We start from the raw sequence: 25,723 nt of genomic DNA on the forward strand, positions 1-25,723 counted from the left end.
CGTGGCCGCTCGGCGTCGCACGCGCCGACTGGGCTGTCCGACAGCGCGGGTGTCAGGGGCCGGAGAGCGCGTCCAGCAGGTCGTGGAGCAGGGCATCGGTGATCGGCGTGCGATGGGCGAGCTTGTTGCGTGCCAGCCGGAGCGTGCGCAGCCGGCCGAACTGGTCGTCGGTCAGGGTGATGTCCCGGTGCACCGCCGCGTCGTAGAGCTCACCGAGTTCCATGGACGCCGGATCCGCCGACGATCCGTTGGCGTCGCGCAGGGACCGCCGGACGTAGGTGTCGACGAGCCGGGTGACACCGCGTACCGCTATGCGCGGAAGCAGCTCGACGAAGCCGACGCGGGCGTCGTCGATGAGGGGCAGCAGGACGCGGTTCTGGGCCTGCCAGACCAGCTTGTCGAGCTCCGTGCCACCGGATCCCCCCGCACCGGAGCGGGGGCTGTGCCGGATCTGCCCCTCCCAGCTGTCGACCGCCCCGGCCGACCACGCCTCGCGCAGGCCGTTCTCGGGGAGCGGCGCGTACGCCGCTCCGGGCGTGCTCCGGCCCTGGGAGCCCGGCCCGACGGTGCCATCCCCGGGGCAGCACTCGCCCAGGGCGGAAGCCAGCTCCCCGGTCCTGCCGCTCCAGACCCTGGCCAGCTCCACCGCCAGTCCCAGATCGGGCCCGGCCGTCTGGACCACGGTCTCGCGGCGCAGGGCGTGCCGGATGAGCTTGGTCGGCGTCATGCGGTCGTGGGCCTGCCCGGAGCCCGCGTGCGGAATCGCCTCGGCGACCACGGTGGCGGTGTCGAGGTGGTTCCACACCCCCCACCACCAGTGCGCCCTGGACACCGTTCCGTCGAGGAGCACCGTGGTGTCCGGCTCCAGGTCCTGGAGCCGGGAGGCCACCAGCAGCCGCGGACGATCGCTCGGCCTGAGGCCGGCCTCCTTCACGGCGGCCTGGAACCGGCGCAGCAGCCGGGAGACCCCGTGCGGGTCCGCCTCGGTCCAGGCCCGGACGACGAGCACGGGCGCCCGGCCGTCCGCGTCGCCGACCAGCTCGGTGACCAGGTCCCCGTCTAGGCCGAGGCTGCGGGCCAGGCGCGCGGCGACGTCGGTGCCCGGGCCGTCCGGACCGTCCGGGAACCGGGAGTCGACGGCCGGGGGCGGCAGGCCCTCGGACGCCCGGAGACCCCCACCGCCGAAGATCCCGAACGGGTCCCAGTCCCCGAAGCCGTCGTCGAAGTCGAACGTGTCCTCGGGGTGCTCCCCGGCATGGTGGGCGGCCGACCCACCCCCGCCGCCGGGCGGCTCCCAGGGCACCCGCGGCTCCGGCGGGGCCGCGGCCGGGGCCGAGCGCGGCCCCGTCTCCTTGCCGGGAACCTCCACGACGTCGTCCAGGCCGTGGACCACCTCCTCCACGGCCCGGTCCGCGCGCTCCGACTCCACCTCGGCGTCCGGGAACAGCCAGACGCAGGTCAGCCCAGCGCGCAGGTCGGCGAGCACCCCGGCGCAGTGGCGCCGTGCGCCCGGCAGGTACCGGACCGCCTCCGGGGACAGCCCGCCGACCGGATCGACGAGCTCGGTCACACCGACCCGCCCTGCCCGCCCGCCACGGCCTTGAGCGCGCGGAAGGTGACGCTGTCGACGGTGAGGACCTCGCCGTCGTCGTCCAGGACCCCGAGCGCCTCCAGATCCGCCAGCAGCGCCTCGGCCTCGTCCAGGTCGTCGTCGAGCACCACCGCCAGGTCCTGCGGGACGGCGTGGGCCCTGCCCTGTCGGTGCTCCTCCGGGCTGAACATGTCGGCCCAGCCGGCCATCTGCTCGACCCGGCGGTCGGAGAGGCCGACCCGCCGCAGATGGCTCCGGGCGAAATCGGGGTCGTCCGTCAGGGCCCGCGTCGCGTCGAAGAGCCGCTCCCGGGGAGCGCCCTGGAGGTACTGGGCGATGGCCCGCTCGACGAAGGCGGGCCAGCCGCCGGTCACCTCGATCAGGTTGCGGCGCTCCTCGACCGAGACGAACGGCTGCTCCGGCCAGGCCCGCAGGCTGGTCGCGTTCCAGCGCTGCGGCTGCGCCCGGGACACCTCCGGGAAGTCGGGGCCGAGCGCGGTCAACGGGTCGACGACGGCCAGCGCGCGGCGGCGCGGAATCTCCTTGCCCTCCTCCTCCGCCGCCGAGGCGTACTTGGCGAGCCGCTCGACGGCGGCCCGCACGTCCGCCGCGGGCACACCCCGCAGGTCGACGAAGATCAGGTGCGGCGAGCGCTCCCGGGCCCACCTGGTGACGGTCTGGGTCAGCTCCGCGGGTGCCGCGGACACGACCTGGCACTCCCTCCCGACGTGCTGCTCCGCCGCCTTGGCCAGGGAGTCGGCACCGAGCGCCGCCGAGGCCGTGATCACCGCGGCGCGCCGGGACAGCGCGTCATGCCACTGCTCGTCGGTCAGCGGGCTCATCCGCATGACCCGTCCGCTGTCGACGCCGATGGACCGGCGGGCGACGCGCGGGTTGTAGTCGTACTTCTGGGTGAACTCGCTGGTGCGCAGCTCCGCTTCGAGCTCGTCGCGGGTGCCGAGCATGTTGACGAGGTTCGGGCTGCGCATGACGAAGCTGTTGCTCCGGCCCGGGAGCGGGAGCACCAGCCCGAGGCCCTCCATCTCCACCAGGTCGGTGCGGACCTCGTCCACGCCGTTCTGCTCCGGGAACCCGTCCGGCCACACCCGGTGCGCCTCCTCCTGCAGCTCCTGGGGCGTGTAGCCGCGGGCGTAGCCGTCCGTGAGGGTGAGGCTGCGCAGGGCCAGGATCAGCGTCAGGACCCGGTACCGGTCCTCCAGGTCGATGGTCAGGCGGAGCCGGTCGCGGATCTTGTCCCGGATGCCTCCCTTCGCGACGACCTTCTGCACGTCGGCGTTGGTGATCCGGGGGCGCCCGCCCTCGGTGGAGAGGGCTCGGCCCTGCATCTCCTCGACCAGTCCCTCGCAGACGATCTGGACGAGGTTGGCCTGGTTGTTGGTCAGCGCCAGGATGCTCCAGACCAGATCGGGGTTCTCGAAGAACAGCCCGGCCGCGGCCAGCGGTTCGACGACCAGGTCGATCGCGGCCTTCGCGCGCAGCGGCCCGACCAGGACCGGCTCGCCGCCGTGACCGGTGATGGAGTTGGTGAGCCGGTTGTAGCGCTGCACCTGGTGCAGGCCCGCGAACACGATCTTGAAACGGCGCTCGGTGTCGGCCATCAGCTTCATCAGGCCGGTGAGGGTCCGGAAGGTCGACTGCGCCCCCGCCGTCTCGACCGGCCGGGCGTCCGCGTTGAGGAACGCGTCCGCCTCGTCGGCGAGGAAGAGGATGCGGCGCTCCTCGCTCTCGTTCAGCCACTGCTGGATCTGGTCGCCGATGGCGGTGGCGCTGGCGTGCTCCGAGACGCTGCGGTCGAGCACCCCGGCGGCCTTCAACTGCTGGGCCAGCACGCTCCAGATCTCCTGCGGGAGCCGGCTGAGCCCGATCTCGGCGAACCGCAGGTCGGTGTAGACCGCGACCTGGTTGCCGCCGTGCCCCGCCCGGAAGCTCTCGGCCACCTGCCGGAGCAGCGAGGACTTGCCCAACTGCCGCCCGCCGTAGAGGAAGAGGCCGCCCTCACGGGCCATGATCGTGCGCTTCTCGTCGTCGCGGCCCTTGAACACCTCGGCGGCGACCTGGCCGGCCTGGAACGGCTCGTACGGTCGGTACGCGGCCCACGGCAGCGTCACCCGCTGCACCGCGCGGAAGGAGCGGGCCTCACCGGCGGCGATCCAGCCGAACACGGCCGGGTCGACGACGATCGCCTGCTGCGGCTTCTGGTGGGAGGCCTGGGCGAGGCGCCGGCGCCCGCTGATGCCGAGCGGCTGCAGGTAGAGGATGATGTTGGCGCCGAGCGCGGACTCGGGCAGGTGGCGCAGCAGGGCGTCGGGGCCGAGCTCCTCGGTGCCGACGATGAGGACCCGGTAACTGCCCTTGGCCCGGGAGCCGATCCGGGACACGTAGCCCGGGACGTTGTCGCTTATCTCCGCGGTGACCGAGAGCGTCATCACCTGCCAGTCCTTGCGGTCCTGGTCGACCAGCCGGACCGGGGCCTTGACGCTCAGGCCGAGCATCCGCAGCACGCTGGGGACGTGCTTCTGGAAGGAGTTGCGGCGCTCGTTCAGCCGCCCGAGCGACTCCCAGGCCTCCAAGGCGCCGGTGACCGCGTCGGTCTCCGCCTGACCGGAGCGCCCGCGCGCGTAGTGGTCGAACCACCACCGCGCGTCGACTCCGGTGCTGCTGGCCCTGGGCGACTCCGGGTGGCGCACGCCCTCCAGGAAGGCCGCCAGCTCGGTGCCGGTCTCCGCGACCTGCTCCGGGATGCGGTCGCCCTTGCGGGCGAAGGAGAGCAGCTCCTCCGCGGTGGCGACGTCGCCGCGGTCGATCAGGGCGCTGATCCGGGCGAGGTCCGCCCCGTCGAGGTTCAGGTCGACCAGTTGCTCGCGCAGCTGGTCCGTCTTCTCCGACACCCGCTCGTCCAGCAGGGCGACGACGTCCCGCACCCGCTCCAGCAGATGACGGAACCGCAGGCTCCGGTCCGAGGTCTTGAGGTCGAGGAGCCGGGCCGCCAGATGGCTCTCCTGCTCGGGGGTGAGCAGGTTCTGCAGCCGGACGTGCGCGAAGAGGTCGTCGGCCTTGCGCAGGGCCGTCTCGGCCCTGAGCCGCCACTGGGCCTCGGCGTCACCGAGCCGGCGCCGCCACGCGTCCGGCTGGTTCACCTCGGGTGCGGGGAGGGCGCCCAGCCGACCCGCTCCCGCGAGGTCGAGGAGCCGCGCGGCGATGTGCAGGTCACCGCGGTCGAGGTGGGCGCCGAACGCCTTTCCGGGGTCGGCCGGCTTCAGGACCTCCAGCAGGGCGTCCAGGACGTCCGGTGCGGCGAGGTCCGGCGTGTCCTGGCCGTCGGCCGCCGCGGTCCAGGCCAGGCGCGGCAGGACCAGCAGCGCGTCGGTACCGGGCAGACCGGGCAGGGCCCGTGAGGCGCCCCGGGAGACTCCGTCGCCGATCCAGTCGAGCAGCAGCCGGACCGCTTCGCCGCCGGGGCCCGGCAGCAGGGCCGACTTCCCCGCCGCCCGGAGCGCGACGAGCAGTTCGCTCCCGAGTCGCCGGTTGTCGCCGCGCGGCGGCATCTCGGCGACCTGCACCGCCTCGCGCAGCAGCGTCGTCACCTCCCCGATCCGTCCCCGCAGTTGGTCCAGGGCGGTGGCGATGATCTTGGTCTTCCGCTGGTTGGGCGAACTGACCCGGCGCGTCGTCTCCTTGATGATCCGATCGATCGCGTCGGCCTCCCCGTAGGTGCCCTCCAGGTCCTGACGAAGCTGCTCCGAGGTGGCGCCGCCCACCGACCACGCCACGATCAGGTTGAGGGTGTGCCCGAGCTCCGCGTCGTCCTTGAGCAGGGTCTGGAGCACCCGGGACGCGAGCTGGTACGCCGTCTTGCTGGTCCCCAGACGGGCCCTGAGGGCCTCCGCCCGATCGCGCAGGTCCGCCGGATCGACGGTGTCGTCCTGCCCGAGCCGGACCTCGTCGCCCGGCTGGACGGAGACCCCCCGGCGGATCTCCAGCGCCAGCGTCCGGAAGAGCTCGTTCCAGACCTCGGGCAGGCCGGGGAGCTGTGCGAAGTCGTTGACGATCGGCAGTGCCCAGCCGGCCTGCAGTCCGCTGCGCACCGCGGCGGCCAGGGCGATGAGGTAGCCGTCCCGGTCCTCGGCGGTCGGCAGCGCCTTGTCCTCGACGCCGACCTGCAGGGCTATCGCCGCCTGCTGCCCCGGGGCCAGCCCGAACGCCGACGTGGCGAAGGCCAGGGACTGGCACCGCTCCTGGCGCTCCCGGGCGGCCCGGGTCAGCCAGTACGCCTCGGCCAACCTGCCCTCGGCCACCATCTGCTCGACCGGGGAGGGACAGTCGCCGGTCCGGGTCCAGACGTCGGTGGCCGGTTCGACGGCCACCGGTGCCTCGACCACCTTGGCGGTCTTCGGCTCGGCCTCGGCCGACGCCTGCTTCGGGATGCCGATCGGGCGGACGACGCGCGGTTCCGCCAACGGCCTTGACGGACTCGGCAGTTGGTTGGTTCCAACGGCGGTGGCAGTGGCGGCGGGCCTGGGGCGGCCGCCCGGCTCGTCCGCCGTCCGCGGAGCCGCGGCCGGGCCCACCGGCGTGAGGGTCGCACCGACCGGCGCCGGCTCGGGCCCGGTCGCGCTGCCGCCCGCCGCGGGCTCCGCCCGTACGGCTTCCGGGCCTTCCCGCTCCTCCTCGGGGACCGGCGTGTCGAGGGTGTCGGCGAACTGCCCGGGCCCGTCGAAGACGGCGTCCGGCGCCTGTGCGTCGACCTCGACCGCGGCGGGGACGGCACCCGCATCTGCCGACGCGGGCGGTTCCCCGCCGGCGGCACCGCCTGTCACGGCCCGCTCGACGGACTCCTCCGGGCGGGTGGCGTCGGCCTGAGGGGTGGCGTCGGCCGGACGGGTCCCGAGCTGCGGTGCACCGAGCGCCCGAAGCTCCTGGAGCCGGGCGTCGATGGCGTCGACCTCCACCTGCAGCGCGGTCCGCACACCCGGATAGGTCACCGCGCCCAGCATGGCGACGAGCCTCTCGCGCTCCACCAGGGCCGTCGCGATCTCCTCCCCGACCTTGGCCGAGCGGACGTCCGCCAGGATCCGGTCGAGGTCATCGTGGGTCTGCGCGACCGCCCACTGGACGTCGCCACCGAGTCCCAGCGCCAACTCGGCGGTGGCGGCCCGCAGACCGAACCAGGCGTCCACGGCCGCGGACAGGTCGGCGTCCCGCCGCCCCACTCCTCTGCGGACGTCCACCGCCAGGCCCTCCAGCCGCTCGGCCAGCGCCTCGCCTTCCCCGCGCAGGCGCTGCGCAGCGGACTCAAGCTGCTCCGCCAGGTCGCCGGACACCACGTTCCCCCTGTCTGCGGCTTCGGGCCGCGTGCTGTGCGGGTCGCCGTACCGGGCCTCCTCCGAGGCCGCGCCGGGCGCGGTCGGCTCCGCCTTGCTCGCACGGCGGCCGCGTTTCGGCTCGGGCCAGTCCGCCGATGTCACAGCGGCCTCCCACAGGGTGTCCCAATGCTCCAGGACACGGCCGCGTTCGGGCGTGTCCTCATCGGACAGCGGATACCAGTGGAGGGCGAGGCAGGCGAGCGACGGCGGCAGGCTCGTCAACGCCGACCTCAGACGCTCGGCGTCCGCGTCCCGTAAGCCCTGCTTCGCAAAGCCGTGTTGACGAGCCATCTTGTCGGCGACCCCGCGCCCGACGTCGGCTATGTGCAGGAGCAGATCCGCGGGGGCCTTGGCGACCCAGGAGCGCATACCCGCGGCACTCGCACGGACCTGTCCGGTCGGTTCACCCTTGTAACCGAAGGGTTGGCCGTGCACGACGGCGAGGAAGGCGAGCAGATGCTGAACGGCGTCCGGCGGCTGGCTGGAGAGCCAACGGCGGAGCTCGGGAGCTGGCGGCACGCCGCACATCCTCACACGGCCCCTGCCCCGCCCGCAGGGGAATCGGGCAGTACAGCGGTATCTCCCGGCTTTCAAACATCAGGATTGCCAGGCGGTCGCGCAGACGAAGGAGCTCATGCCCGGCCTGGACCCCGCCACCCGCCGACGCACCACCCGCGTGGTCGGGCGGCCTCGTCCCCCGCCCGCATCCCCGGGCCGACAGGAGCCCTGCCAGGGACGCTGTGGAGCGTCACCGCAACTCCGGTGGAACCCCGTGATGTTACGGCGTCCTACCGTCGGGAGGTCCGTAGTTGGCGGTCAGGGCCGCCGCGAAGGCGTCCGGGATGCCATGGAGCCAAAAGGCCATCGAGACATACGACTCCAGTGCGCCCGACACCTCGAGGAAGGGTCCGAACCGCTCGCGCCATTCGTTCCGCGTGGCCGCATCCGGAAATCCCCGGAAAACCGCGACCTCGGGATCCCTCTCGCCCCAGCACCCCCACCGTCCGGAAGGGCCGGTCACCGCGATGACATTGGCGGAAACCGCGATCGACTCCGCGAAATCATCGTCCGACGTGAAGCCGATCCTCTCCCAGTAGTCGTCCATGCCCGCGTCGACGGACAGCGACACCGCCGGGTACGTCCCACACTCCGGAAGGTAGAACTCGTCGGCACCGGGCTTGAGAACCAGCAGGTCGACGCGGTCGTCGCCGTGCCACCGGGCCATCGCGCAGAGCGCCGGCCAGAACTCCCGGGTGAGGACCGCGTCGAACTCGCAGAACAGCGAATCCCCCGCGTTCTTCCGGAAAACCTGGCCGGGCAGTCTGGCGTCGAGGTCGAAGACGGACGCGCTGCGGGAGCGGACATCGAGGTAGGCGTCGCGATCGACCATGACCGAGTCTTCCGTTGCCGCCATTCGTCCCCCACCCTGATCCTGATATCCGCGTTCTTGGATTCCGCATTGTAGTAGTCGGCCGACGGAAATCAGGCTGCCCGCACCCCCCAGCCGACGCCGTCCCCGTCGGTTCCGGCCGCGAACGGCGCCCTCGCCGACCGCGTGAACCGCCGGGTCAGCGCTCGCGGCCGCGGGCCTTGAGGGGGACGGTGGGGAGTTCCGGGGCGGGGAGGCGGGCGCCGGCGTAGCCGTGGACCTCGCCGAAGCGGGTGCCGGTCATCCAGTCGGCGCGGGCCTGGGCGATGTCGTCGGTGGTGCGGCCGATGAAGTTCCACCACATGACGATCTTCTCGTCGAAGGGCTCGCCGCCGAGGAGGAGGACGGCGGCGTCGGCGGCGGCGCGGAGGGGGAGGTCGGGGCGGCCGCAGCCGAGGTAGAGCATGGAGCCGGGCTCGACCGGGACGCCGTCGACGTCTACGCGGCCGGACATGGCGAGGACGGCGTACTCGAAGTCGGGGACGAGCGGGAGGCGGAGGTCCGCGCCGCCGGTGAGGGCGAGGTCGGCGCCGACCAGCGGGGTGTGGGTGGTGCCGGGCGAGGTGGCGGTGTCGAGGGTGCCGAGGATGACGGTGGCGCGCAGGCCCGGGGCGGTGACCACGGGCAGGTCGGGGTGGTGCTCGAAGGCGGGGGCGAGGCGGAGGCCGGCCTCCGGGAGGGCGACCCAGAGCTGGGCGCCGTGCAGGTGGCGGGCGTGCGGGCGGGGGGACTCCTCGGAGTGGGAGATCGCCCGGCCGGAGGTCATCAGGCCCAGCTCGTACGGCCGGACGGTCTGGAGGCTGCCCAGGCTGTCGCGGTGCAGCACCTCGCCCTGGTGGAGCCAGCTGACCGTCTGGAGGCCCATGTGCGGGTGCGGCGGGACCTGCATGCCGGGCTCGTCGGCGATGTCGTCGGGGCCGTAGTGGTCCACGAAGCACCAGGCTCCGACCATCCGGCGGCCGAGGTTGGGCAGCAGGCGGCGGACCACCGTGCCTGTGCCGAGCGGGAACTGACGGGCCGTCAGCAGGTCCTTCGCCGGGCCGGTGCCGGCCTCGCGGCCGCAGCTGGTCGGGGCCGGCTTGAGGTCGAGGTTGCTCATCGCGGTTCCACCACCGTACGGAGAGGGGCCGGGCGGGGTCCTCGGCTCCTCGGAGGACACCGTCACCGATCACGGAGGACACCGTCACCGATCATCCGCCACGGTGCGGGGTTCCTCCACCCGTGCCCGGCCATCCGGCGGCGCCGTCACCGGCGACGGGCCGCCGCCCCCGGAGCCCTCAGTGCCCGCAGGCCCACCAGGCGTCGGCCGCCGCCTTCTCGGCGAGCCCCCGCAGGTTGCGGACCGCCTCGGCCGGGTCCTCGGCCCCGTATACCGCCGAACCGGCCACGAACACGTCCGCGCCCGCCTCCGAGCAGCGCTCGATCGTGCTCGCCGCGACGCCGCCGTCCACCTGGAGCCACAGCTCCAGGTCGTGCTTGGCGATCAGCTCCCGGGTGCGGCGGATCTTCGGCAGCATGATGTCCAGGAAGGCCTGGCCGCCGAAGCCGGGCTCGACGGTCATGATCAGCACCATGTCGAGCTCGGGCAGCAGGTCCTCGTACGGCTCGATCGGGGTGCCGGGCTTGAGCGCCATCGAGGCGCGGGCGCCCTTGGCGCGGATCTCGCGGGCGAGGCGGACGGGCGCGGCGGCGGCCTCGACGTGGAAGGTGACCGAGCCGGCGCCGGCCTCGACGTACTGCGGGGCCCAGCGGTCCGGGTCCTCGATCATCAGGTGGAGGTCGAGCGGGATGTCGGTGGCGCGGGCGAGCGACTCGACCACCGGGACACCGAGGGTGAGGTTGGGCACGAAGTGGTTGTCCATGACGTCCACGTGCAGCCAGTCGGAACCCCGGACGGCCTCGGCCTCGTCGGCGAGCCGGGCGAAGTCCGCGGACAGGATGCTGGGGTTGATCTGGGCCATGACCGACTACCTTCGTACGAGGGCTTGCGAGGGCTCGGCGCCCCCGGAGCGGGCACCTCATCCCATCATCCCGTGCCGTACCGCCGCCGACCGCACGGCGCCGCCCCCGCGTGACCGTCATCACACCCCCTCGGGGGTTACCGGGGCCTTCCCCGTGGTCATCAGCCCTTGTACGGTCCACGCACCTGCCAGGTGAACGGTCCACGCTCCTGCCGCGTGACCGGTCCACGCATCCGCCGCGGCTCCCGCCGGGCCGTCGTCCCGACCAGCCGAGCGCCCCGGCCCGCCCGGGGCTCCGTCCGAGGAAGGTCCCTCGATGACCGATCTCGTCCACCCCGCCCGCGCGTTGTGGTGGCTCTTCGAGCCGGTGCACGCCGTCACCTACTTCCTGCCCGAGGGCCGATCCGCCTTCGAGGAGGCCGGTCTGCACGGCCGCCTGCACGGCTACTTCGCCACCCGCGCGGCCCCGCTCGGAGCGGTGGACGCCCCGCCGGTCACCGCCGCGTTCTTCAACTTCGCTCCGGCGATGGTCGAGCGGGCCCTGCCGGAGGTGTGGAACCACGCGAGCCCGGAGGAGGCGCTGGCCGTTCGACTGAAGGCCTCGGCGACGATCCTGGGCCGGCTGCTGGAGCACGTGGACAAGAACCAGGTGGAGCTGGTCGCCGAGACCCTGGAGCAGGCCGCCACCCGGCTGGACTGCGCCGGCCGGGTGCTGGCCGCCGCCAACGCCGCGCTCCCCCGCCCGAGCGGCCTCTACGAGCGGCTCTGGCAGGCCGCCACCGTGATGCGCGAGCACCGCGGCGACGGCCACGTGGCCGCCCTGGTGGCGGCCGGGCTGGACGGCTGCGAGGCGCTGGTGGTCCGCTGCGCGATGGACATGCGGCGCGAGATGATCCAGCCGCTGCGCGGGTGGACGGACGCCGAGTGGGAGGCGGCCGCCGAGCGCCTGGTCGAGCGCGGCTGGCTGACCGCCGAGGGGACGGTCACCGAGCTCGGCCGGATCCGCCACCAGACCCTGGAGGCCGCCACCGACCTGGCCGCCGCCCGGGTCTGGGACGACTACCCGCGCGCCGAACTCGACCGGCTGGCGGCGGCGTTGAAGCCGATCTCGGCGCTCTGTCGCAGCGAGCTGCCGATCAACCCGATGGGGCTGCCGGACAACCAGTGACGGCCGGCCCGCCCGGTCCGCGCCGTCGGGGCGAGGGCGCAGCCACGGCCAGTCCGCGACCCCAGGGCGAGGACAACGCCAGGGCCAGTCCGCGCCTTCAGGACGAGAGCGCCCCGGGCGGGCCGAGCACGATCGCCCGCCCGGCGTAGAACCGCCCGAACGACCGCCACGGCACGCGCGCGAAGGCCTGCGACTCCCCCGGGAACCCGGAGGGGTTGTGGACCAGCAGCGCCGTGTCCGTGGCGCCCACCGCCAGCACCAGGTGCCCGCCGCGCCGCACCGGCTCCGGCCCGTACGGCTCCCGGATCGACGGGTGCACCGAGAGCATCACCAGCCGGCCGCCGACCACCTCGGCCGACACCTCCTCGGGCGTCAACTCCCGGGCCCGCGCGGCCAGTCCCCAGCGCCGCTCGACGTACCCGGCGAACGGCGCGTGGATCAGCCCGCGCAGGCCGTCGCCGTCCCGCAGGTACGCGCCGGCCGCCAGGCACTCCTCCGCGAGCGCCATCGCCGCCGGGTTCACGCCCCACCAGTGCGCCAGTGCCATCCGCAGGCAGGCCACCCCGCACAGCCGCCAGGACCACCACGCGTACTCCTCCGCGCTGGCCGCTCCGGACTGCCCCCAGCGCGGGTCGGCGGACGCGTCCAGCCGCCCGTCGACGATCTCCCGCACCAGCTCCGCCGACTCCCACTGCGCGCGGTACGGCACCTCGTGCACCACCCGTACCGGCCGCGCCGGCGCCTCCGGCCGCGCGTCGCCCCGATCCACCATCCCCCGACGCTCTCACGGCGCGGCGGCCGGGCGGCTCACGACACTCCCTGCGCGGCCGTACTCAGGCGCCGGTCCCCGGCTCGGCCGGCTCCACCCCACCGGACTCCGGCTCCCGGTAGGCCAGCCGCTGCGACGCCCGCCGGCCGCGCGCCTCCAGCGGCAGCGAGCCGGTGGCACCGGCCAGGCCGAACGGCGGCATGTCGAAGTAGATCGCCTCGTACCCGCCCTGCGGCACGATGTACGTCTCGTGCCAGAGCCCGACGTGGCCGCGCGCCTTGCCCTGCCGCAGCTTGCGGTTGACGATGCCCCACACCGTGTGGTGGAAGCCGTCCGGCGCGCTCGCGTAGCCGTACAGCTTCTCCTTCGACTCCCAGTACTGGACGACGTAGTAGGTGCGCGGCGAGGCGGTCAGCAGGACGCGGCCGCGCAGGCCGCGCTCGGGGGCGCGGCCCAGCTCGTACAGCATCCGGAGCATCGAGAACATCACCGGGCCCCAGTGGTGCACGGCCCAGAAGCGGTTGATCCGCATGCCGATCAGCAGCACCACGGTGTCGCCGGTGGCGGCGGCCGTGGTGTAGCCCGGCTGCGGCTTGGCGAACAAGGACATCTCTGCCTCCCGTGCCCGTGCCGATGTAATCGGTGATTACATCAGCGCGGAATGGCCCGGTCAAGGCTCGTCCAGCGCACAATTCGGTTACGGCGAAGGGTGGTTGGCGATCCCCTGGCCGAAGGTGTCCATCACCTGGCAGGCCAGCTCCTCCGCCGCCGCGGCCGGCAGGTAGCCGTCCAGGATCATCTGCGCCAGCCCGTACACCAGCGCCTGCCCGGCCAGCCCGACCAGCGCCGGATCCCCGGGGCGCAGCAGGCCCGCCTCCTGGTCCGCGACGATCAGGTCCGTGAACACCCGGTCGATGCCGTCCAGCCGCTCGCTCAGCTCCGGGTCCCGCGAGGCGGCGAACACCCGCGAACGCACCAGCTCGAACCGCCGCGGATGGCGCAGCACGTACCGGACGACCCCCAGCCCGATCGCCCGCATCACCGACCTGCCGTCCGGCCCGGCGGCCGCCACCTGGGCCTCCTGCCAGCGCACGAAGTCCGCCAGCACCCGGTCCGCCAGCGCGGTCAACAGCGCCTGCCGGTCGGCGAAGTGACGGAACGGCGCCCCCGCCGACACCCCGGCCCGGCGCGCCACCTCCCGCACGCTGACCTTCTCCTGCCCCTGCTCGTCCAGCACCTCGAACGCCGCCGCCACCAACGCCTCCGGCAACGCCCCGTGGTGGTACGCCCCCCGGCCCCCGCCCCGCTTCCGCGCCCGCTCCCGCTCCTGCTCCCGCTCCCTCATGCCTGCCTTGCTACCACAGCCGCGCCCCCGGCCAGGCCGTCTTCCACGGCCGCCGGGGGCGCGACGGAGGCACCGGCCGGGGCCGGGCCGAAGCCGGGCCGAAGCCGGGGCGCGGGCGGACTACCAGGCGTAGTCCTCCGGGGCGGGGCGGTGGCCCGGGAAGAGCTCGTCGAGGTGGTCGAGGGTCTTCTGGTCGAGCTTGAGGTCGAGCGCGCCGACGGCGGCGTCGAGGTGGGCCCTGGTGCGGGGGCCGATGATGGGGGCGGTGACGACGGGGCGGGAGAGGAGCCAGGCGAGGGCGAGGTCGGCGGGGTCGGCGCCGAGTTCGGCGGCGAGGTCCTCATAGGCCTGGATGCGGTCGCGGTGCTTGGCGAGGAGTTCGTTCGCGAGGGCCATGCCGCTGCGGTCCCGGGTGCCCTCGCGCTCCTTGCGCAGGACGCCGCCGAGCAGGCCGCTGCGCAGCGGGGACCACGGGATCAGCCCGAGGCCGTAGTGCTGGAGGGCGGGGACGACTTCGAGTTCGACCGCCCGGTCGAGCAGGTTGTAGAGGGACTGCTCGCTGACCAGGCCGAGGAAGTGGCGGGCGCGGGCGGTCTCCTGGGCCTGGGCGATGTGCCAGCCGGCGAAGTTGCTGGAGCCCACGTAGACGATCTTGCCCTGGGCGACCAGGACCTCCATCGCCTGCCAGATCTCCTCCCAGGGCGTGGCCCGGTCGATGTGGTGCATCTGGTAGAGGTCGATGTGGTCGGTCTGGAGGCGGCGCAGGCTGGCCTCGACGGCCTTGCGGACGGCGACCGCGGAGAGCCTGCTCTCGTTGGGCCAGTCCCCCATGTCGCCGTAGACCTTGGTGGCGAGGACGGTGCGCTCGCGGCGGCCGCCGCCCTTGGCGAACCAGCGGCCGATGATCTCCTCGGTACGCCCGCGCAGCCGGCCCTCGCGGTCGCGGCCGTACGTGTTGGCGGTGTCGAAGAAGTTGATGCCGTGCTCGTGGGCGGCGTCCATGAGGCGGTGGGCCTCGGCCTCCTCGGTGTGGGGGCCGAAGTTCATGGTGCCGAGGCAGAGGCGGGAGACGGTCAGGCCGGTGCGGCCGAGGTGGGTGTACTCCATGGCGCCCCACCCAAGACCACACCGGCCCCGCTGTCCAGCACATTAGGGGGGCGTGCCGCAAGCTGGCGGATCACCGCCCGTGGGTGGCGAACTTCCGTACGGCGAGCGGCATGCAGCCCGCGAGCAGCACGGCGCTCCAGAGCAGCGCGGCGAGCACGGCGTGCTGCGTCGGCCAGGCGGACCCGGCCGCCGAGGGGTTGCCGAACAGCTCCCGGCAGGCCTGGACGACGGAGCTGACCGGGTTCCAGTCGGCGAGGAACCGCAGCCAGCCGGGCATGCCGCCGGTCGGCACGTAGGTGTTGGTGACCATCGCCAACGGGATCACCGCGGCGGACAGCTGGCCGGCCGCCTCCTCCTTGCCGATGGTCAGGCCGAGCACGGTGCCGACCCAGGTCATCACGAAGCGGAAGAGCAGCAGCAGTGCGAACGCCCCTGCCGCGTCGGCGAGTCCGTGCCGGACGCGCCAGCCCGTGGCGAGCCCGACCAGCGCCAGCAGCGCCAGGACGACGACGCTGACCAGCAGGTCGGCGAGGGCCTGTCCGAGCAGCAGTCCGGTGCGGGAGACGGGCATGGAGCGCAGCCGGTCGGTGACCCCGCGCCCGACGTCGCGGGCGGCGCCGACCATGGTGGGCATGACGCCGTTGGTGGCCACCATGGCGAACAGGCCGGGCATCAGGAACTCCCGGTAGCCGCCGCCCCCGGGGACCTGCATGGCGCTGCCGAAGACGTACCCGAAGACCACCACCATCACCACCGGCACGCCCAGCGAGGCGGCCAACAGGCCCGGCGAGTGGCGGTAGTTGAGCAGGACGCGGAGCATCGAGGTCCAGGTGCCGGAGGCGAGCCGCCGGGTGGTGGACGGGCGCGGGGGCGCGAGTGCGGCGGCGGTCATCAGGCGGCCCTCCCGGCGTCCGCGGACTCCTCGGTGAGCGCGAGGAACACGTCGTCCAGCGAGGGCGCCCGCACCGCGACGTCCTCGGCGACGACCCCCGCGCCGTCCAACTCCCGTACCAGTGAGGGCAGCAGGACGGACACGCCGGGCGTCGTCAGCACCGTGACGGTCCGCTCGGCGACGTCCACCCGCGCGTCGCCGCCGGTCATCGAGGACAGCACCACGGCGGTGGCGGCGAGCTGCCCGGGGTCGGCCAGGGTGACGGAGACCTGGCTGCCGATCGCGGCCTTGAGCCGGTCCGGCGGGCCGGTGGCGATGGCGGCGCCGTGGTCGATCACCACGATGTCGTCGGCGAGCCGGTCGGCCTCCTCCAGGTACTGGGTGGTGAGCAGCACGGTGGTGCCGGCGTCCGCCAACTCCTTGACGGTGTCCCAGATCGCCTGCCGGCTGCGCGGGTCGAGCCCGGTGGTGGGCTCGTCCAGGAAGAGCACCGGCGGGCTGGTGACCAGGCTGGCGATGAGGTCGAGGCGCCGGCGCATGCCGCCGGAGTAGGTGCGCACGAGCCGGTCGGCGGCCTCGGTGAGGCCGAAGCGGGTGAGCAGTTCGTCGGCGCGCTCCCGGGCCCGGCGGGCGCCGAGGTGGTGCAGCCGGCCGAACAGCCGGAGGTTGTCGCGGCCGGTGACGCCCTCGTCGACGGCGGCGTGCTGCCCGGCGAGGCCGATGGCGCGCCGGACGTCCTCGGCGGCGCGGACGACGTCGTGTCCGGCGACCCGGGCGGTGCCGCGGTCGGGGGCGACCAGGGTGGCGAGGACGCGGACGGCGGTGGTCTTGCCGGCGCCGTTGGGGCCGAGCAGGCCGCAGACGGTGCCGGCCGGGACGGTGAGGTCGAGGCCGCGCAGGGCCTCGGTGGCGCCGAAGCGTTTCCGCACGCCCGTCATCTCGATGGCGGGCGCCGCGCCGGCGGCGGGTCGGGCGGTGTCGGACATGGCTCTGCCCTTCTCTAGGTACAGCGTACGTAGAAGCGCGCTTGGGCGCCATCGTACTACGTACGCCGTACGTATCTAAGATGGGAGGGCGAGGTGATCTTCCAGTGCCGTCCAGCAAGTCCCCCACCGGCCCCGACCAGCCGGAACAGTCGGAACAGCCCGACAGGCCCACGCCCCCCGAGGCCCCCGAAGTGATCTGGCTGCGCCCCGAGCGCACCGGCCGCGGCCCGCGCCCGGCCCACAGCCGGGACTCGATCGCCGCCGCGGCCATCGCGATCGCCGACGCCGAGGGCCTGGACGCGGTCTCCATGCGCCGGGTCGCGGCGGCGCTCGGCGCGGGCACCATGTCGCTCTACAACTACGTGCCGAAGAAGGAGCACCTGCTCGACCTGATGCTCGACGCGGTCGCCGGCGAGTACCGCTTCCCGCCCGCGCCGAGCGGCGACGTCCGGGCCGACCTCGCCGACCTGGCCCACCAGCAGCTCGGCCTCTCCCGCCGCCACCCCTGGCTGCCCGCACTGGTGCTGGTCCGCCCCAGCATCGGCCCCAACGCCCTGCGCTACACCGACCACTTCCTCGCCGTCACCGCCCCCACCGGCCTCGGCGGGGGCGCCCGGATGGAGGCGATGGCGCTGTTCAACGGCTTCGTCGGCCAGTTCGCCCAGTACGAGCAGACGGCCGCGGCGGGCGCCAAGTGGCAGGCGGAGCTGGTCGGTTACCTCGGCCAGGCGGCGGCGAGCGGCGAATTCCCGCACCTGGCCCAGGCGTTCGCCACCACCGGTCCGCCCGCCGACCCGGACCGGGCCTTCGACCGCACCCTGGACCGGGTGATCTCGGCGATCCTGGCACCCGCCGAAGGGGGCGCCCAGGAGACAGTCGAAGGGGGTTAGGCCACCGCCTCCCTCGGCAGCACCCCGGCCACCCGCCCGTCCACCAGGACCATGACCGCCCGGTGCGTCCTCCCGAGCGCCGTCCGCGCGTCGGCCGCCGACTGCCCGACGCCGACCGTCGGCAGCGCCGGCCCGATCAGCCCGCCCAGCGGGTCGCCCGGCTTGGCGGCGCCGTCCGCGAGCGCCGCCGCGAGCGCGGCCCGGGAGACCGAGCCGACCACCTCCGTCGCGGCCACCCCGTACGGGCGCGCCGCCCGCGCCAGCACCGCCGGGGCCACGCCGCCCGGCGCATCGCCCAGCGCCTCCAGCGCCTCGCCCACGGTCGCGCCGGCGGCCACCGTCACCAGCGGCGCGGCGGCGTCGAGCAGCGGCCGCAGGCCGTCCGCCGCCTCCTCCAGGAAGCCCCACTCCCGCATCCACGCGTCGCTGTGCACCTTGGACAGGTAGGAGCGCCCCGAGTCCGGCAGCACCACCACGACCAGGTCGTCCGGCCCGAGCCGGCGCGCCACCCGCAGCGCCGCCGCCACCGCCGCGCCGGAGGACGGGCCGGCCAGCAGGCCCTCCTCGCGGGAGAGGCGACGGGCGGCCAGCAGCGCCTCGCGGTCCGGGATCCGCTCGTAGGAGTCGATCAGCTCCGTACGCAGGGCCTGCGGCATGCGGTCCTCGACGGTGTCGGGGTGGAGGTAGTGCCCGATGCTCTCGACGTACCACGGGCTGCCGTCGCCGCCCCCGTACGTGGAGGACTCCGGGTCCGCGCCGACCACGGTCACGGCGCCGCCGGAGGTCTCCTTGAGGTAGCCGCCGGTGCCGGTGATGGTACCGCCGGTGCCGACGCCGGCGACGAAGTGGGTCACCCGGCCGCCGGTCTGCTCCCAGATCTCGGGGCCGGTGGTCCGGATGTGGGCGTCCGGATTGGCCAGGTTGTCGTACTGGTTGGCGAGCCAGGCGCCGGGGATCTCCTCGGCCAGCCGCTGCACGACGTTGAACAGGTGCCTCGGGTCCTCGGCCGGCACGGCGGTCGGCGCGAGGACGACCTCCGCCCCGTACGCCCGCAGGATGTCCGACTTCTCGGCCGACGACTTGTCGGCCACCCCGGCGATCACCCGGTACCCGCGCTGCCGCCCGACGATCGCCAGGCCGATGCCGGTGTTCCCGGAGGTCGCCTCGATGATCGTCCCGCCCGGCTTCAGCAGGCCGTCCCGCTCGGCGGCCAGCACCATCGAGAGCGCGGCGCGGTCCTTGACGCTGCCGCCGATGTTGAGGAACTCGGCCTTGGCGTAGATCGGCGCGGCGATCCCGGCGCCGAGCCGGGCCAGGCGGATCAGCGGCGTCCCGCCGATCGCGTCGAGGACGGATTCGTGAACTGCGGCCATCGTCGGCCCCTTTCGCTAGCACTGTCAGCCCGAGCCTGCCCAGGCCACGGGCTCGGTAGACGGTAGCGACACCGTTCCTCATCCGGCCGAAACATTGTCCGACGGCCGGGATCGGGTACGGGCCGGTGCGAGCAGGGACGGGCGAGCGCACGCGGGGACGGGCGGGCGCAAACGGGGACGGTCGTCGATCAAGCGGGCAGCCGGCGGGGTCCCCCCGGGGTCCTCCCCCGGTTCCGGCGCCGCACCGCCTCCGCCGCGAGCAGCGCCGCCGGGACGGCCGCGGCCGGCACCGTCCACCACGGCAGGCCGGTCACGGACGCGAGCACCGCGGGCACTCCGCAGGCGAGCAGCGTCCACAGGACGAGCGACCGGGCGAGGTCGAGGGTGACGTCGCCGGGGCGGCCGGTGAACCGCAGCGCGCCCAGGACGGCGGCGAGCACCGCCAGCAGCGCGGCGAACGTGCCCACCCCGGCGGTGAACTGCCCCTCGTCGCGGGGCTCGTCGTACGAGGCCTGCGCGACACCGGCCCGTTCCAGGCGCATCACCCGGCCGCGCCACACCGTGCCGTCCACCCGGTCTCCGGGCTTCAGTCCGTCCAGCAGCGGCCCGCCGTCGGCGAACCCCACCTCGCCGCTCCAGAACGGCGCGCCGTCCAGCGTCGCCCGGAACTCGGAGCTCTTGCCCGCGTTGCGGACGACCGTGCCGCTGACGGTGAACGGCACGGTGCGCACGCACTCCTCGACCCCCGCGCCCGGGCTCCCGGCCGGGCAGGTCACGGCGGCCGTGTACGAGCGGTACCGCTCGGCGTCGTCCGGCAGCACGACGGTGAACACGTACCAGGCGGCCGCCGCCGGGGCCAGCGCCGCGACGGCGAGCAGCGCGCCGCCGGTGCGGGTCCATGGTGAGGGACGGTGGGTCATGACGGTTCTCCCCCCGGTCCGGTGCGCGGCCGGAACCCCCGGGTCGCCGTCGCCGGGGCGTGCCGCCCCGCCCCTTCCGGGGTCGGACGGTACCGGGCGGCCGGAACGCCGGACGGTGTCGCGGTTCTCGGAGTCGGTCCGGAGCTCGCCGAAGCCCCGTGAGCGGTGCGTACGGCCTGAGCGGGTCCGCACGGGGGGCGGCGGCGCGCCGGCGGACCTCGCGTCGAGCGCCACGCACACCACCCCCGGACCGGCTCGCGGACACAGCTGTCCCTCGATCGCCGACCAGGCTTCCCGGCACTCCTTCGCGCACGCTACCGGACTCCGACCCGGCCTGGCACGCCGGTTCGCCAAGGCGCCGGGCGAGCAACCCCCCTCCAGGGCCGGCGTGATCGACCGGGCAAGTCCTGGCACTCCGGCAGGACTTCTCCGTTCCCGCCGGTCGCCCGGCGGGCGCTCAGCCGGCGGCCTCCCGAACCGGCGGGCGGAGGAGGGCGAGGCGACTGGCGGTACGGTCGAGGTCGCGCATGAGGGTGGAGCCGGTGGCGAGGCCGGCGAGCGGATCGGCGCCGATCAGGACCAGGCGGACGTCGCGGTCGCAGCAGACGTCGACCAGGTTGGCGAAGCGCCGACGGCCGTCGGGGGACGCCTCTGTGAGCGGTGGGACGCCGTCGAGGACGACGGTGGGGAAGCGGTCGGCGAGTGCGAGGTAGTCGGCGACGGAGGTGAGGCCCTCGCACAGCTCCTGGAAGCCGAACCACACGTGGTCCTCGCGGACCGCCCGGGCCGACAGCTCACGGCGGTGGGCGGCCACCGGACCCACTTCCTCGGGCCGGGGCGGGGAGAGACCGGCCGAGGGCTCGTCGCCGGGGCGGAGACGGGCGCCGAGGTCGAACCCGTGAGCGCGCTCCGACCGGGGCTGCCGCCGGAAGTCGACCGGCCCGGAGACGTCGAGCACGTCCATCCGCTCCTCGATCAGCCTGATCGTCGGCTCGAAGAGGTGGTGGTACAGCGGGTCGGGCATCAGCCCGGCGGGCGGGTAGTTGGACGTGGTGACAAGGGTGATCCGCCGGTCCAGCAGGGTGCGGAGGAGACGGGCGACCAGCATCGCGTCACCCGCGTCGTGGGCGTGGAACTCGTCGAAGACGAGGATCCGGCAGTTGCCGAGCAGCTCGTCCACGGCCCGGTCCACCGCCGCGCCGTCCGCGCTCCGGCTCTCGGAGTGGTGGGCGACACCCTCGTGCAGTCGGCGGAAGAAGTCGTGGAAGTGCAGCCGCCGCTTGCGCGGGGTCGGCAGCCCGTCGAGGAAGGTGTCCACCAGCCAGCTCTTGCCGCGGCCGACCGGGCCCCAGAGGTAGAGGTGCCGCGGACTGCGGCGCAGCCGCCAGGCCGGGTGGGCCAGCTCGCCGGCCAGCCGACTGAGTCGTTCGACCGGGAGCTCCTGGGCGGGGTCGAGCGTGAATCCGTGCTGCCCCGCGGCCCGGTGGAAGTGCCCGCGCATCGCCTCGTACTGGTTCCGCACCCCGTCCGTCACGGGTCCGGACCATAGCAGGGCATCAGAACCGTCGGGATCACCGGGAGTTGCCCGGCCCGCGGCACCGCCGAAACACCGGCGCTCCGGCGGTTCGACCACGGTATTCCGGCGCTCCACCGCCGGCCGGAACGGCCGAGGCGAATATGACGCCCAGTCATCGGAAAGTCACGCATTTCCGTGCCGGGCGTACACCCGCGATATTCGCGGCCCGATTCCCGCGGACGGATCTCCGTAGCCGCTTCGTCACGCCGCGCATTCGCTCCGTCCGGAATTCCGCGCGCGAAACGCGGCCCGCGCGGGCCTTCGGGCAGGGCGTCCGGGCAGGGCCTCCGGACGGGGCGCGGACACCCGGGCGGCCGGCCCCGACCCCGGCTAGATGTCGAGAGCGGCCTCGATGCGCTTGAGACCGTGCCGGGCGAGCGCGAGGTTGGCCCGCGAGCGGTCCAGCGCCAGGTAGAGGAAGAGCGAGCCGTGACCGCGGGTCAGCGGGCGGATCAGGTGGTACTGGGTGCCGAGGGTGATCAGGACGTCCTCGATGACATCATCGATCGACAGCGCGGCCAGGGCGCGTATCTTCGCACGAACAACCTCAGTGTTGGCGGCGGCCGCAATCTCCAGGTCGAGCTGCTGCCCCCCGCCGAGGAACCCGAGTGACATACCGCTCTCGTGGTCGGCCACGGCCACTCCGATGGCCCCCTCGATGGCCATCGCGTCCTTGAGTGCCTCGTCAATGTTCATGCGCTGTTCGTCCTTTGCGTGACTTCCGGGCAGAACTCCCGTGTGCGGGAACAAAATAGCAAGAAGCCGCCGGTTGTGGTCGCCTCGTGAAAATGATGGAATAAAGTACGCTGCCGGGGTTCAGAACGTGAAGGGGTACTGGTGCGCGCACTCGACGCTTCCCTCTCCGATGTGCTCGGCTCCCCCGGAGTGGTCGGTGCCGCGCTCGTCGACGCCGTCACGGGTCTCAGCTACCAGTCCGCCGGGGACCACCGGCTGCTCGGGACCGGGGCCGAACTCGCCGAGCTGACCAACCTGATCGGCGAGCGGCTGTACGAGGCAGGGGCGGAGAGCGAGTTGGAGAGCCTGGTGGTCACCAGCACCCGCCATCACCAGGTCGTCCAGGTGCTGTCCCGGAAGGGCGACCCCCTGCTGCTGGCCACCGTGCTGGACCGGGAACGGACCAACCTGGCACTGGCCCTCCGCCAGACCGCCGACCGCGCGCAGGACTTGCTGGCATGACCGACCCGTCCCACGGCACGGCGCCGCCCGCCGTGCCCGCGACTCCCACGACGCCGGCTCCACCCACCGCGCGCAACGTGCCCGCGCTGCTGCTCGCGCTGCGCCGGACGGAGTTCACCGGCTCGGTCACCGTCTCCAGCGCACCGGGCGGCACGATCCACCTGGAGCAGGGTCTGGTCGCGGCGATCGAGACCCCCGGGGCCCCGACCGCCGCGACCCTGCTGCTGAAGTCCCGGCGCGTCGGCGAGGAGGAGTGGGCGTCCGCCGAGACGGCCGCGTCCATCGGCCGACCGACCGACGCTCCCCCGACCTGGGGCGGCGACCTCGGCGCGGCCCTGGTGGCTCAGGGGTCGATCGGCGCCGCCGAGCTCGAAGCCGTCTGCGCCGCCGCCGCCTTCGACGGGGCCTTCGCCCTGGTGCTGAGCCCGCCCGGCAGTTGGGAGACGGCCGAGGCGGCGCCGCCTGCCAGGATCGCGCTGCGCCCGGGCATCGAGCCGGAGCGGCTCTTCGAGGAGACCGCCCGGCGGACGGCCCTGCTGACCCGCCTCTGGGGACCGCCCGGCGAACTGGCCCGCATCCGGATCCGTCCTGCCGCCCGGGCCGAGTCCGGCGCGCTGCGGATCCCGGTCCGCTACCGGGAGATCCTGGCCGCCGCCACCGGCCGCCGCACCGCGCGCGACCTCGGCTTCGCCCTGGGACGCGGTGTGTTCGCCGTGCTCCTCGACGTCGTACGGATGGACGCCCGGCACCTGCTCCACCGGGAACCGGCTCACCCGGGGCCCCTGGCACCGAGCGTGGCCCCGCGCACGCCGACGAGCGAACCGCCGCCGGCCGACACCGGGCCGCTACCGCGCCGCGTCCGCAGCGGACGCGGCGCGGGTGGTCCGGGCGGCCCCGGCGGCCTGCCCGCCCGATCCGAGGGAGCGGCGGCCGCTTCCGACGGTCCACCGAACGCACACCGCGCCGAGCACACCGCGCGTACCGAGACGACCGAGCAGAGCGAGAAGAGCGCACCATGAGCAGCCAGACACCGACCGCCGTGCTGGTCGACGAGTTGAAGTCCCTCCGCGACCGGGTCATGGGCATCTCGGAGAGTGTCGTCTCCACCACCGACGGCCTGTTGGTGGCCGCCGACACGGCCGTCGTCCACCCCGAGTCGGCCGCCGCCCTGTCCGCCGCCATGCTCGGCCTCGGCCGGCGCACCGCGGCCGAGGTCGGCGTGGGCGGCCTGCGCGACGTGGTCACCCGCTGCACCAGCGGCTACGTCGTGGTGCTGGCGATCGGGGAGCAGGCGCTGCTGATGATTCTGGGAGACGAGGGCCTCGACATCGCCGGCCTGCACCGCGAGTCGCCCGCCACGGTCCGCCGCCTGAGCGAGCTGCTCGGAATGGTCCCCGCGGTCTAGGCCCTCTCTTTCGGATCATGCCGGGCGCGCGGCGTGATCCGGAAGAGAGCGCCTGGTCCCGACGCCGTCGGGTTACCGACCGCGGCGGCCCCGCTTCCCCAGTCCCTCGGTCAGCGTGGCCCAGAAGCCCCGGCTCTGCGGCTGCTTCTCGGCCGCGGCATCGAGCGGCGGCCGCAGCACCGGGCCGTCCGGGACGATGCCCTGGGCCCGGGCGGCCACCAGCCAGCTCGGCAGCTCGGTGAGCAGCAGGTCGTACAGCTCGTCGTCGGAGACCGTCCGGGGGTCGCGCCCCAGGTGGACGAAGCCCGCGTTGTCGATCGGCCGCTTCTCCGGGACGGGCAGTTCGTCCAGCTTCCGCAGGAAGTCGAACTGCCGGCTGTCCGGGTCACCGAAGCCGATGAACTGCCAGAAGATCGGCAGCGTCGCCGCCTCGCAGAGCTTCTTCTCCGCCGCGGGCTTGCTGATCGGGCCGCCGTCCGTCTGGAACAGCACGAAGGCCGGGTCCGTGGCCCCGCTCTCCCGGTAGTGCCGGATGACCGCGTCCATCGCCAGGTGGTAGCTGGTCCTGCCCATGTGGCCGAGGCCCGCGACGATCCGGTCGATCCAGCCCGCGTGGTCCTCCAGGGCGATCTCGGCCTGGGCGTCGACCTCGGTGGAGAAGAAGACGACCGGCACGGTCCCGTCGTCGTCCAGGTGGGCCGACAGCCCCAGGACCCGGTCCGCGAGCGCCTGGACGCTGCCGTCCTTGTAGTAGGGCCGCATCGAGCCGGAGTAGTCGACCACCAGGTACACCGCCACCCGCTGGCCGTTCAGCCCGCGCCGCTCCACCGAGGCGCCGGCCGTCTTGTAGAGGCTCACCAGCGCGGGCGCGCTCTGCTCGACCTTGCTCAGACTGACGGCCATGTGTCGCTCCCTCGCTCGCTGCGGCAGCCGGGCTGCCGGGGCGCGTGATCGTCAACGCGCTCCGGACACTGTGCGCGGCGGACGACGGTGAGGGCAAGCCGTCCGCCCGGCCCGGCCGCTCACAGGCCGTTCGGGTGCCCCGACAGCCACCCGGCGTGCCGCTCCTTCAGCCGGTCCCGCTCCTCCGTCGACGCCAGGTAGACGTCCGCCCCGCCGTCGTACGGGTGGTACAGCCGCCGCAGGCCCGGGCCGGCAATGATCACCCCGCCCTCCCGGTCGTCGGCGACGCGCCGCAGCAGCCCGTCCAGGCCGCCGCGCCGCCACCGCCGCCGCTCCACGAAGACGTGGCAGTAGGTGCGGAACTCCGGCTCGGGGTCGTCGGTCTGGAGCCAGGTCCGCCAGTGCTTCGCGTCCCGGCGCATCCGGGGGGCGCTCTCCCGGCTCGACCACCGCGGGGTGAGGACGTACACCTCGGCGCCCGCGAACAGCTCGTCCAGCACGGTGTTGTGGCGCTCCAGCACGATCACGTACTCGCGCTCGTCGTCGGGGTAGCGCTTGGACTCCGGCAGGCTGTGGAAGCGCACCCAGACGTCCCGCGCCCGGCCGAGCTCGTACCCGACGGGCTCCGTGCCGGGCCACCGCCGCTCCCAGAGCGCCGTGAGCGCCGTCCGCGCCTCGCGATCCACCCGCTGTCCTCCTCCTCGTCGACCGGCGAGTCTGCCACATCCGTCCCACCCGTCCCGGCCTGGTGAAATCCCCTCGTCAGGGGCGCCGGGCTCCCGTAGCGTGGTTCGGTCGATCTTGAGGGCGGAACTGGGCAGAACGGG

21 protein-coding genes and 1 pseudogene are annotated in these 25,723 nt (G+C 74.0%); 5 read left to right on the plus strand and 17 right to left on the minus strand.

The window, feature by feature from the left end; translation table 11 throughout:
• Positions 1-52: 52 nt before the first annotated feature.
• The 5 genes from ACLWS4_RS14725 to rpe all read right to left on the minus strand — a co-directional run bounded on the left by ACLWS4_RS14725 (position 53) and on the right by rpe (position 10,365).
• Positions 53-1,570 (minus strand): hypothetical protein, encoded by a 1,518-nt coding sequence (locus tag ACLWS4_RS14725; protein ID WP_416874338.1) that lies wholly within the window; start codon positions 1,568-1,570, stop codon positions 53-55.
• Positions 1,567-7,494, minus strand: coding sequence for a hypothetical protein (locus ACLWS4_RS14730; RefSeq protein WP_416874339.1), 5,928 nt, complete (start codon positions 7,492-7,494; stop codon positions 1,567-1,569). The genes ACLWS4_RS14725 and ACLWS4_RS14730 overlap by 4 nt, the downstream gene beginning before the upstream one ends.
• A 259-nt stretch (positions 7,495-7,753) precedes the next feature.
• On the minus strand, positions 7,754-8,365 hold the full coding sequence (locus ACLWS4_RS14735; protein ID WP_416874340.1) for a hypothetical protein: 612 nt from the start codon (positions 8,363-8,365) through the stop codon (positions 7,754-7,756).
• A 178-nt stretch (positions 8,366-8,543) separates the two neighbouring features.
• Positions 8,544-9,503: a pirin family protein gene (locus tag ACLWS4_RS14740; protein WP_416874341.1), complete on the minus strand. Its 960-nt coding sequence runs from the start codon at positions 9,501-9,503 to the stop codon at positions 8,544-8,546.
• A gap of 178 nt (positions 9,504-9,681) precedes the next feature.
• On the minus strand, positions 9,682-10,365 hold the full coding sequence (gene rpe / locus ACLWS4_RS14745) for a ribulose-phosphate 3-epimerase (protein ID WP_049649291.1): 684 nt from the start codon (positions 10,363-10,365) through the stop codon (positions 9,682-9,684).
• 316 nt (positions 10,366-10,681) lie between these two features.
• Between rpe and ACLWS4_RS14750 the strand changes: the two genes are divergently transcribed.
• The gene (locus tag ACLWS4_RS14750) at positions 10,682-11,533 is read left to right on the plus strand and encodes an SCO6745 family protein (protein WP_049649292.1); all 852 of its coding nucleotides are present in this window, start codon (positions 10,682-10,684) and stop codon (positions 11,531-11,533) included.
• A gap of 97 nt (positions 11,534-11,630) precedes the next feature.
• Here the strand turns inward: ACLWS4_RS14750 and ACLWS4_RS14755 are convergent, their stop codons facing one another.
• From ACLWS4_RS14755 to ACLWS4_RS14780, 6 genes are all read right to left on the minus strand, one after another.
• Entirely contained in the window at positions 11,631-12,305 is a 675-nt protein-coding gene (locus ACLWS4_RS14755; RefSeq protein ID WP_380777827.1) for a C39 family peptidase, read from the minus strand.
• A gap of 61 nt (positions 12,306-12,366) precedes the next feature.
• Positions 12,367-12,912, minus strand: a complete 546-nt coding sequence (locus ACLWS4_RS14760; protein WP_416874342.1) for a DUF4188 domain-containing protein — start codon at positions 12,910-12,912, stop codon at positions 12,367-12,369.
• A gap of 87 nt (positions 12,913-12,999) precedes the next feature.
• The gene (locus ACLWS4_RS14765) at positions 13,000-13,647 is read right to left on the minus strand and encodes a TetR/AcrR family transcriptional regulator (protein WP_380777825.1); all 648 of its coding nucleotides are present in this window, start codon (positions 13,645-13,647) and stop codon (positions 13,000-13,002) included.
• A gap of 120 nt (positions 13,648-13,767) precedes the next feature.
• Complete coding sequence (locus ACLWS4_RS14770; RefSeq protein ID WP_117487120.1) at positions 13,768-14,754, minus strand: aldo/keto reductase; 987 nt, start codon at positions 14,752-14,754, stop codon at positions 13,768-13,770.
• A 70-nt stretch (positions 14,755-14,824) separates the two neighbouring features.
• Positions 14,825-15,646: an ABC transporter permease gene (locus ACLWS4_RS14775; protein ID WP_416874343.1), complete on the minus strand. Its 822-nt coding sequence runs from the start codon at positions 15,644-15,646 to the stop codon at positions 14,825-14,827.
• On the minus strand, positions 15,646-16,632 hold the full coding sequence (locus tag ACLWS4_RS14780) for an ATP-binding cassette domain-containing protein (RefSeq protein WP_416874344.1): 987 nt from the start codon (positions 16,630-16,632) through the stop codon (positions 15,646-15,648). Before ACLWS4_RS14780 ends, ACLWS4_RS14775 begins: the two co-directional genes overlap by 1 nt.
• Before the next feature lie 104 nt (positions 16,633-16,736).
• On the opposite strand from ACLWS4_RS14780, the gene ACLWS4_RS14785 reads away from it, so the two are divergent.
• Positions 16,737-17,522 (plus strand): TetR/AcrR family transcriptional regulator, encoded by a 786-nt coding sequence (locus ACLWS4_RS14785; protein WP_234348181.1) that lies wholly within the window; start codon positions 16,737-16,739, stop codon positions 17,520-17,522.
• Here the strand turns inward: ACLWS4_RS14785 and ACLWS4_RS14790 are convergent.
• From ACLWS4_RS14790 to ACLWS4_RS14805, 4 genes are all read right to left on the minus strand, one after another.
• Positions 17,519-18,895: a pyridoxal-phosphate dependent enzyme gene (locus ACLWS4_RS14790; RefSeq protein WP_416874345.1), complete on the minus strand. Its 1,377-nt coding sequence runs from the start codon at positions 18,893-18,895 to the stop codon at positions 17,519-17,521. The genes ACLWS4_RS14785 and ACLWS4_RS14790 overlap by 4 nt on opposite strands.
• 188 nt (positions 18,896-19,083) lie before the next feature.
• Positions 19,084-19,815 carry a hypothetical protein gene (locus ACLWS4_RS14795; protein ID WP_053112184.1) on the minus strand — a complete coding sequence of 244 codons (732 nt, stop codon included), beginning with the start codon at positions 19,813-19,815 and terminating at the stop codon, positions 19,084-19,086.
• Between the two features lie 457 nt (positions 19,816-20,272).
• Positions 20,273-21,349, minus strand: a complete 1,077-nt coding sequence (gene zapE, locus ACLWS4_RS14800; RefSeq protein WP_416874346.1) for a cell division protein ZapE — start codon at positions 21,347-21,349, stop codon at positions 20,273-20,275.
• A 372-nt stretch (positions 21,350-21,721) separates the two neighbouring features.
• Complete coding sequence (locus ACLWS4_RS14805; RefSeq protein ID WP_049654214.1) at positions 21,722-22,087, minus strand: hypothetical protein; 366 nt, start codon at positions 22,085-22,087, stop codon at positions 21,722-21,724.
• Positions 22,088-22,228: 141 nt separating this feature from the next.
• On the opposite strand from ACLWS4_RS14805, the gene ACLWS4_RS14810 reads away from it, so the two are divergent.
• The 3 genes from ACLWS4_RS14810 to ACLWS4_RS14820 are packed head-to-tail and all read left to right on the plus strand — an operon-like array spanning position 22,229 to position 23,993.
• A complete protein-coding gene (locus tag ACLWS4_RS14810) occupies positions 22,229-22,588 on the plus strand; it encodes a hypothetical protein (protein ID WP_049654212.1) in 360 nt (119 codons plus the stop codon).
• Positions 22,585-23,607 (plus strand): hypothetical protein, encoded by a 1,023-nt coding sequence (locus tag ACLWS4_RS14815; RefSeq protein ID WP_181970524.1) that lies wholly within the window; start codon positions 22,585-22,587, stop codon positions 23,605-23,607. Before ACLWS4_RS14810 ends, ACLWS4_RS14815 begins: the two co-directional genes overlap by 4 nt.
• Complete coding sequence (locus ACLWS4_RS14820; RefSeq protein ID WP_416874347.1) at positions 23,604-23,993, plus strand: roadblock/LC7 domain-containing protein; 390 nt, start codon at positions 23,604-23,606, stop codon at positions 23,991-23,993. Before ACLWS4_RS14815 ends, ACLWS4_RS14820 begins: the two co-directional genes overlap by 4 nt.
• 192 nt (positions 23,994-24,185) lie before the next feature.
• On the opposite strand, the pseudogene ACLWS4_RS14825 reads toward ACLWS4_RS14820, so the two are convergent.
• Together ACLWS4_RS14825 and ACLWS4_RS14830 are read right to left on the minus strand one after the other, a co-directional pair.
• Positions 24,186-24,896 (minus strand): annotated as a pseudogene (locus tag ACLWS4_RS14825) (vWA domain-containing protein); the annotation flags it as partial.
• A gap of 119 nt (positions 24,897-25,015) precedes the next feature.
• Positions 25,016-25,582, minus strand: a complete 567-nt coding sequence (locus ACLWS4_RS14830; protein WP_416874348.1) for a hypothetical protein — start codon at positions 25,580-25,582, stop codon at positions 25,016-25,018.
• Between the last annotated feature and the right edge of the window lie 141 nt (positions 25,583-25,723).

Source organism: Kitasatospora sp. SC0581 (genome assembly GCF_048159585.1).
In the GTDB taxonomy this organism is placed as follows: Bacteria; Actinomycetota; Actinomycetes; order Streptomycetales; family Streptomycetaceae; genus Kitasatospora.